This window comes from Cohnella phaseoli (assembly GCF_003386235.1).
Classification (GTDB): Bacteria; Bacillota; Bacilli; order Paenibacillales; family Paenibacillaceae; genus Cohnella; species Cohnella phaseoli.
The window spans coordinates 1-1,363 of sequence record NZ_QRDZ01000076.1 but is presented as its reverse complement, the minus strand read 5'-3'; the positions used below and the strand labels follow the sequence as shown (position 1 = coordinate 1,363).

Genomic DNA, 1,363 nt, shown 5'->3' with positions numbered 1-1,363 from the left:
TATCAAACCGACTCATGTCGCAGTTATGCTCTTTATTTCACGTTCTTTCTCGGCCAGAAGAATTTTGACCGGTCATCTAGACTCATGACCCATTCTGAAAACTTAACCGGTGGCATTTTTCGCAGACTTGTGTGCATTCTTCGGTTGTTGTAGAAGTCCATGTATTGGTCCACAGCTGCGTAAGCCTCTTCGAATGTTGAGAACTCTTCTTTGCCAAACACATCTCGTTCTAAAAGACTGTGGAAGGATTCAATGAAAGCGTTCAGATCCGGCGTTCTGGGGGGAATGCGTTCATGCGTGATCTCCCAGCTTTCACACATGTCTCCGAAAAGATGGCTGACGAACTGTGGCCCATTGTCGGTTCGTACTACAGGGAGTTCATCTTGTGCTTTGCTGTGACTGCTTATGGCCCTCCAAAGCGTCTGACAGACATGCTTGGCCTCACACGAAGATCCTCTGTAGTAGCCGACTATGACACGGGTAAATACATCGATAATGCTCAGCACGAAGAAATGCCTATCGCGACCAGCCACGTACCCGTATTTAATATCCATCTGCCAGAGCTGGTTAGGTCCTGTAATGACTCGGTTCTCTGGCAGTTTCCGAGGATGCTTGAAGCGCTTCTGACGCTGTGGCTGTAAGATGTCTAGCGCCTTACACAGCCGGTAGCTCTTCTTGTGATTTAACTTCAACCTGTACTGGTTCCACAAACATTCTGCAAGCAGTTTGTAACCGTACACGTGCGCTTCTCCAGAGACCAGTTCGAGAAGCCATTCTTGGATTTGCTCGTCACTGATTTTTTCTCCCGACTCCGTAAAGGAATAACCCGAGATGGGTCTTCCACGCCCACTTGGAGCTGCCTGTAGGGGCTGCTGTGACATGCGTTTAATACGGTCATAGTAAGTGGACTCAGCCAACCCAATGATGCGCAGCACGAGGACTGCTGGATGACCCTGCTTAATGAACGTGTTGGCTATCTTGAATTTTTCGGATAAGCAGGGGTTGGCTTTTTTAGCAGCTCACGTAGGATCTCGATCTCTAGATCCTTCTCTCCCAGCATCTTGACTGCCTTCTCGTATTTCTTCTCTACCTCGTGAAGACGCTTCATTTCTTCAGCCTGTTCTTGGGGATAGGGATGATCTTGTTCGCCATGCTGTTCTCGGTAATCCCTTACCCATTGATTCACCGTGCCAGGAGTTACTCCATATTTTCTGGCCACAACAGCTGCCTTAATCCCAGACAAGACCTCTTGTGCAGCTTTCTCTCTCTGTTCAGACATTTTTCCCACTGCGCTCATCCTCCTCATGTACTAAGTGTACATTTTCGTGGTGGAGGACTCCAACTGAATTAGGGGGCTGTGGAG

Annotated in this window: 2 protein-coding genes; both read right to left on the bottom strand. The window is 48.4% G+C overall.

The annotated features are described in order from the left end of the window. Positions 1 to 32: 32 nt before the first annotated feature. Complete coding sequence (locus DFP98_RS38535; RefSeq protein WP_280089385.1) at positions 33 to 962, bottom strand: IS3 family transposase; 930 nt, start codon at positions 960 to 962, stop codon at positions 33 to 35. Positions 963 to 973: 11 nt separating this feature from the next. Further along, complete coding sequence (locus tag DFP98_RS38530) at positions 974 to 1,279, bottom strand: helix-turn-helix domain-containing protein (protein ID WP_246017225.1); 306 nt, start codon at positions 1,277 to 1,279, stop codon at positions 974 to 976. Positions 1,280 to 1,363 lie beyond the last annotated feature (84 nt).